The 6262-nt window shown below is 71.6% G+C and carries 6 protein-coding genes; all 6 read right to left on the bottom strand.

Translation table 11 applies throughout. The features are described 5' to 3' along the window. Positions 1-53: 53 nt before the first annotated feature. The 6 genes from rfbB to ACFWZ2_RS40935 all read right to left on the bottom strand — a co-directional run bounded on the left by rfbB (position 54) and on the right by ACFWZ2_RS40935 (position 6172). A complete protein-coding gene (rfbB, locus tag ACFWZ2_RS40960) occupies positions 54-1040 on the bottom strand; it encodes a dTDP-glucose 4,6-dehydratase (protein ID WP_384554812.1) in 987 nt (328 codons plus the stop codon). A gap of 29 nt (positions 1041-1069) precedes the next feature. After that, positions 1070-1900, bottom strand: coding sequence for a BTAD domain-containing putative transcriptional regulator (locus ACFWZ2_RS40955; protein WP_384554810.1), 831 nt, complete (start codon positions 1898-1900; stop codon positions 1070-1072). A gap of 15 nt (positions 1901-1915) precedes the next feature. Further along, on the bottom strand, positions 1916-3082 hold the full coding sequence (locus tag ACFWZ2_RS40950; protein WP_384554808.1) for a DegT/DnrJ/EryC1/StrS family aminotransferase: 1167 nt from the start codon (positions 3080-3082) through the stop codon (positions 1916-1918). 267 nt (positions 3083-3349) lie between these two features. After that, positions 3350-3820 carry a nuclear transport factor 2 family protein gene (locus ACFWZ2_RS40945; RefSeq protein WP_384554806.1) on the bottom strand — a complete coding sequence of 157 codons (471 nt, stop codon included), beginning with the start codon at positions 3818-3820 and terminating at the stop codon, positions 3350-3352. A gap of 16 nt (positions 3821-3836) precedes the next feature. After that, positions 3837-4964, bottom strand: coding sequence for a hydrolase (locus ACFWZ2_RS40940; protein WP_384554804.1), 1128 nt, complete (start codon positions 4962-4964; stop codon positions 3837-3839). 68 nt (positions 4965-5032) lie between these two features. Continuing rightward, on the bottom strand, positions 5033-6172 hold the full coding sequence (locus ACFWZ2_RS40935) for a glycosyltransferase (RefSeq protein ID WP_384554802.1): 1140 nt from the start codon (positions 6170-6172) through the stop codon (positions 5033-5035). Between the last annotated feature and the right edge of the window lie 90 nt (positions 6173-6262).

Genomic DNA, 6262 nt, shown 5'->3' with positions numbered 1-6262 from the left:
GTCCAGGACCGCCACCACCTTCATGCGTCACCGCGCGGGCGGCACCGTCCCGCTCACCGCGACAGGAGCGGCTTCCACCACTGCTCGTTCTCGCGGTACCAGGACACGACGTCGGGCAGCGCCTCGTCCAGTCCTCGGCTCGGCGCGTAGCCCAGTTCGGCGCGGATCCTGCTGTCGTCGGTGGCGTACCGCAGATCGTGTCCCTTGCGGTCCTCGACGTGCCGGACCAGGCTCCAGTCCGCGTCGCACAGCTTCAGGAGCCGCTCGGTCATGTCGCGGTTGGTGGTCGCCGTGCCGCCGCCGATGTTGTAGACCTCACCGGCCCTGCCCCGTGTGAGCACCAGCTGGATGGCCCGGCAGTGGTCGGTGACGTGCAGCCACTCCCGGATGTTCCGGCCGTCGCCGTACAGCGGGACGGGCAGGCCGCGCAGCAGGTTGGTGATGAACAGCGGGATCAGCTTCTCGACGTGCTGGTGCGTGCCGTAGTTGTTGGCGCAGCGCGTCACCCGCACGTCCAGGCCGTGGGTGCGGTGGTAGGAGCGGGCCAGCAGGTCACTGCCCGCCTTGGACGCGGAATAGGGGGAGTTGGGCAGCAGCGGCTCGCTCTCCGTCCACGCGCCCGACTCGATGGACCCGTACACCTCGTCGGTCGACACATGCACCACGGTCCCGACCCCGGCGTGCAGCGCCGCCTCCAGGACGGTCTGGGTGCCGAGGATGTTGCTGTGCACGAAGGCCGCGCCGGTGTCGACGGAACGGTCCACGTGCGACTCCGCGGCGAAGTGCACCACCGCGTCGTGCCCCGGCAGCAGATGGCGCAGCAGGTCCGCGGAGCAGACGTCGCCCCTGACGAAGGTGAGCCGGGGGTGGTCGAGGGGCAGGTTGGCCGTGTTGCCCGCGTAGGTCAGCTTGTCGACGACGGTGACGTGCGCGTCCTCGTACCCGCTGTACGCACCGTCCAGCATGCTGCGTACATAGTGCGAGCCGATGAACCCGGCACCGCCGGTGACGAGGACTTTCTGTGCGGGGCTTGCGTTCATGAGCACACTCCAGGGCAGGGGGTCGGCGGTCAGGTCCGGAACGGCGTACGCCGACGGGGCCTGACCCGCCCCGAGGCATCCACCAGCGAAAGGGACACCGGCTCGGCGGATGACCCGAGGATCTCTTGCTTGATGCGCACCAGTTCGGGGCCGGGTTCGAGGCCCAGCTCCTTGTGCAGCACGCGCCGCACGTCGTCGTAGGCGTGCAGCGCCTCCACCCGGCGTCCCGATGAGCCGAGCGCGACGATGAGCCGCGCGTGGAACCACTCGTTGAGCGGGTAGGTGGCCACCAGGGCGCGCAGCTCGGGCACGGTCTCCCGGGTCCTGCCGAGCCGCTCGTTGGCCTCGATGCGGGTCTCGATGGCCCGGATCCTGAGCTCTTCCAGGTGCGCGACATGACCGGCGAGCACACTGCCCGGCGCGATCCCGGCGAGCACGGGGCCGCGCCAGAGCGCGGAGGCGTCGCACATCCGCCGTGAGGCGAGTTCGGGGCGGCCCCGTTCGAGCAGCATCCGGCTCTCGCGCACCAGGCGTTCGTACTCCAGGACGTCGACCTCGGTGGCGTCGGCCTTGATGCGGTAGCCGGGCAGCTGCGTGTGGAGCCGCGGCCCGTCGGCGGAGGTGACGCCCGTCTGCTCCAGCATCCTGCGCGAGTGGTAGATGTACGTCTGCAGGGTCGTCATGGCGCTGCTCGGAGGATGGTCGCCCCAGAGCTCCTGGATGAGCACATCCACGCTCACGACGCTGCCGGCCCGCATCAGGAGCACGGCAAGCACCTGGCACATCTTGGGGGCGCTCAGGGTGTGGGTCTTCCCGTCGTCGGTGACGAGCTCGAAGGCGCCCAGAAGGTTGAATCGCACAGTGCTCAGTCCGTCTCAGCCGACGGATCCCGGCACCGCGTCGGTGCGGCGTGCCTCGATGGCCTTGTGCAGGGCGGTGGCCACGGTGTGTACGTCCTCGTCGTCGAGGCCGGGGTGCAGGGGCAGGCACAGGGTGCGGTCGGCGGCGTGGTCGGAGCCGGGCAGGGTGAGGTCGTCGGGCGCTCCGTAGGTGGGGACCTTGTGGAGCGGTGCGTAGCGGAAGGTGGTGTAGATCCCGGCCGCCCGCAGGTCGTTGGCTACGTCGTCGCGGACGCCGGGGGGCATCTGCACCCAGTAGAAGTAGTAGGTGGAGGTGTGCCCGTCGGGCAGGGGTGGGGGTGTGAGCAGGTCGGGGATGCCGGCGAGTTCGCGGTCGTAGAGCTGGGTGATCTCGCGGCGCCTGGCGACGAGTTCGGGCAGGCGGCGGAGTTGGACGGTGGCGATGGCGGCGGTGAGGTCGTTGCCGATGACGCGGCGGCCGACCTCGGGGATGTCCAGTTCCCACCAGCGGGAGGAGACTTGGGCGTGGCCGAAGCCGGTGGGCTGGGTCAGGCCGTGGTAGGCCAGGCGGCGGGCGCGGGCGGCCGCGTCGGCGTCGCGGGCGTAGAGCATGCCGCCGTCGCCGCAGACCATGACCTTCATGGCGTCGAAGCTCCACAGGGCGAAGTCGCCGTAGGTGCCCACGGCCTTGCCCTCGACGGTGGAGGCGACCGAGCAGGCGGCGTCCTCGATGAGGGTGAGGCCGCGGCGTTGGCAGAGTTCGGCGATGCGGACGATGTCACCGGGGTGGCCGCCGTAGTGCAGGATCAGGACGGCCTTGGTGCGCTCGGTGACGGCGTGCTCGATGTGTTCGGTGGTGGGGTTGAGGGTGCGGGGGTCGACGTCGCAGAAGACGGGGCGGCCGCCGCAGGCGGTGATGGCGTTGGCGGCGGCGACGAAGCTGAGGGAGGGCAGGACGACCTCGTCGCCCTCCTCCAGGTCCAGTGACTCGACGGCCAGGAAGAGTCCTGCGGTGCCGGAGTTGAGGAAGATGACGTGTGCGGGGTCGACGTCGAGGTGTGCGGCGAAGGCCGCTTCGAACGCCTGGGTGCGGGGGCCGTGCCCCAGCCATTTGCTGTCGAACACCTCGGCGACGGCGCCGAGTTCCTCCTGGCCCACCTGAGGCTGATGGAGATGAATCATGATCGTGGCCCCCAACGTATGCGTGGTGCCCCGATCGTGGACAGCTCGGCTCGATCTCCGTTCGAGGTTCGCTGGGGACCGGTGGCGGGGACCGCCCGCGCGCGATGATCCTCGAGCCGGGCCCGAGCGTCCCCCGAGCCCGCGTTCGGTGCCCCTCCAGAAACCCTTGACGGGCCGGGGCGCGAAAAGGGTGCCAAAGCAGACGAAAAGGCCCCCTGGGACCGGAAAACTCCGGTTCCAGGGGGCCTCTTGGCACCATCCTGTACGTCAGTCGTCGTCCCGTGCCACGCCGTCGGCATCGATACGGCGGTGCCGCACCGCCCATGAGCCGTCCACCGGCACCAGATGGTCGTGGCAGACGACATGGGCGAAGACGTCGAGGCTGCCGCCGCGCGGTGTGCGCATGGCCAGGGCGTAGGTGCGGGTGCGCAGGGTCCCGTCGTCCTGCGTCTGGACGTCGAGCATCGCGAGCCAGTGCCGGAAGTCCAGCTTCTCGGCCGCGAGCCGGTCGGCGCGCTCCCGGGCCGAGGCCAGGATGGCGTCCCTGCCGCGCAACGGATCGAGCCGGTTCGGCTCGTCGAAGACGCCGTCGTCGGTGAAGGTCGCCGCCCACTCGTCGGGCCGCCCGTCGTCCATCAGGCCCATCTGGCGCGCATAGAACTGCTGGAGGTGCGCGTACAGATCGGCGGACACGTATCCGGCGCTCCGGGGTCCGGGCGCGGCTGTTGTCTCGGTCATCGCAAGGGCCCTTCGTTCATCGGACGGCGGTCAGGAGGTGACCGCCGTAGGCCGCGCCCGGAGCGTCGAAGCGGAGCGCGGCATGGCTCGCCAGGCAGTGCACGTCCCGCCAGATCCGCTGCAGGGGCTGGCTCTCCAGCTGCCCCCTGCTGCCCGCGGAGCGGAACAACTGCTCGACGGAGTCCACGAGTTGATGGACGGCGAACGCGCAGTCCGAAGGGTTGCGCGAAGCCTCCGCGGGGGTCGCCGCACCGGAGTCGGCGACGCGGGCGGCACGTTCGAGGAGCAGCCCGGCCGCGTCGACGGCACCCGAAACGCGCGCGGCGGTCAACCGGCGTTCCTGCGGGATCCCGTCGGCCGCGCCGGGGGCGGCCGAGGCCGACCACGCGGACCAGGCACGCAGCGCACCACGGGCGGCGCCCAGGGCGGGCGCGCCGAAGATGAGGCCGCTCAGCAGCCGCAGCGGCGCCGTGTGGCAGTGCGCCGACGACATGACGCTGTTGCCCGTCATCATGTCGGAGCGCAGGAACGCGCGCTCCTCGGGCACGAACACCTCGTCGAGGACCAGGGTGTTGCTCGCGGTGCCGCGCATCCCCACGTTGAACCAGGTGTCGGCCACCTCGTACGCGTCGCGGGGCACCGCGAAGTACCACGCCTCCGCGTGCTCACCGGCCGGTACGAGGGCGCAGACCATCGCCCAGTCGGCGAAGTCGGCGCCGCTGGTGAACTCCCACTCGCCGGTCAGCCGCCAGCCGCCCGGTGCCGCGGTGGCGGTGCCACGGGGCATGAGCGCCCCGACCACCTTGGTGTCCGCGCCCTTGGCCCACAGCTCCTGCTGTCCGGCCTCCGGCAGATAGGCGCCCATGCGGGCCGCACCGGCGAGCACGGACGCGCACCAGGCGGCCGAGGTACAGCTCTCGCCGATGGCGGCGACGGAATCGAGCAGCTCCCCGCAGGAGCCCGCCTCGCCGCCCCACTGCGCGGGCACGAAGTGCCGGGCCAGGCCCGCCTCCACGATCGCCTCGACCACCTCGGGGTGCAGGGCGCGCTCGGTGTCCGCGGCCGCCGCCCGCCCGGCCGCGATCCGCGCGGCCCGTTCCACCGCGGTCGGCACTCCGGACCGGGTCGGCACTTGGCTCGTCATCGGATGTGTCTCCTTCCTTGTGCTGGTTGAACAAGGGCTCACGGGGCCGGCCACCGGGGCGGTGGCGGTCAGTTCCGCGCGGCGGAGACCAGGCGTTCCAGCCGGGCGGCCACGTCGCCGGGGCTCGGCGCGGCGAGGACCTCGTCGCGCAGCGCGGCGGCGGCCGTCAGGAAGGACGTGGTGCCGAGGACGTCACGGGCGGCGTCGGCGAGGGCCGCCCCTTCGGCGTCCTCGGTCCGCACCATCCGCGCCGCCCCGCGGGCGACGAGCCGTTCCGCGTACGCGTCGAGCCCGGCCATGAAGGGCACGACCAGCTGGGGAACCCCGCTGACCATGCAGGTCATGGTGATCCCGCCGGCCTGATGGATCACCAGGTCGCAGGTGGGCACCACCACATCGGCGGGCATCCAGCCCGCGTGGGCCCCCTCGGGCAGCGGACCCAGATCGGGCACCACCTCGTCCGGGACGGCGACGATCACCTCGGCGTCCAGGCGGGCGGCGGCCCCGATCAGGGACCGCAGATAGTCCAGGGCGTAGGTCCTGCTGACCCGGCTGCCCGCGGTCACCAGGATCCTGGGCCGCTCGCCCTTGGCGTACATCCAGGGTTCGAGCGGCCGCATGGAGCTGTAGGGCACATGCCGCATGATCAGGGCGGGCTTCGCGTCCGGGGGTCTGACGCTCTGCGGGCACGGGCTCACCACGAGGTCGGGCCCGGGCATCGAAGTGCGGCCCAGTTCCGCGAGTTGTGGGCGCAGGGCGTCCACGACGGCCCGGTCCATGGGCCGGGTGTCGGACATGTCGAGGGTGAACTCCACCCGGGGCACGGAGAGTTCGGCGGCCAGCAGGGTGGCGGCGTACGCCTGCGGGCTGCCGATCACCACATCGGGGCGCCAACTGCGCGCGAGGGTGCGGTACCCGGCCAGGGTGTCCACCGCCATGAGGCCCGCGACCCGGCCCATCTCCGCGTACCGCTCAGGTCCTTCGGAGGGGAAGGGGACGATGTTCCCCTCCCCGTCGGTCCTCGCGAACTCCCTGGGTTCCTTCTGCGGGATGGTGACGCCCGGCAGTCCGGCGGCGGTGATGTGCCGTACCGCCGTCGGGTGGCCGGCCAGGAAGACCTCGTGCCCGGCGCTGCGCAGGGCCTGGGCGAGCGGCACCAGGGGAAAGATGGTGCCTTCGCCTGCCTCGCACTGGAAAAGCGCCTTCATCCGTGTCCCCTCGTGAGGCGGTCGGCTCGTGTCGTCGTGTACTGCCGACGATGGCCGCCGCACCTCGACACCGGCTCGACAGCTGCTCGA

Source organism: Streptomyces sp. NPDC059002, assembly GCF_042740435.1.
Classification (GTDB): domain Bacteria; phylum Actinomycetota; class Actinomycetes; order Streptomycetales; family Streptomycetaceae; genus Streptomyces.
The sequence above is the reverse complement of the archived record's forward strand: the minus strand, read 5'-3'. Positions and strand labels throughout refer to the sequence as shown.

Bases quoted from the DNA above. Each gene is read 5' to 3' on its own strand.
- rfbB (WP_384554812.1), bottom strand. From the start codon at position 1,040: ATGAACGCAAGCCCCGCACAGAAAGTCCTCGTCACCGGCGGTGCCGGG.
- ACFWZ2_RS40945 (WP_384554806.1), bottom strand. From the start codon at position 3,820: ATGACCGAGACAACAGCCGCGCCCGGACCCCGGAGCGCCGGATACGTG.
- ACFWZ2_RS40950 (WP_384554808.1), bottom strand. From the start codon at position 3,082: ATGATTCATCTCCATCAGCCTCAGGTGGGCCAGGAGGAACTCGGCGCC.
- ACFWZ2_RS40940 (WP_384554804.1), bottom strand. From the start codon at position 4,964: ATGACGAGCCAAGTGCCGACCCGGTCCGGAGTGCCGACCGCGGTGGAA.
- ACFWZ2_RS40935 (WP_384554802.1), bottom strand. From the start codon at position 6,172: ATGAAGGCGCTTTTCCAGTGCGAGGCAGGCGAAGGCACCATCTTTCCC.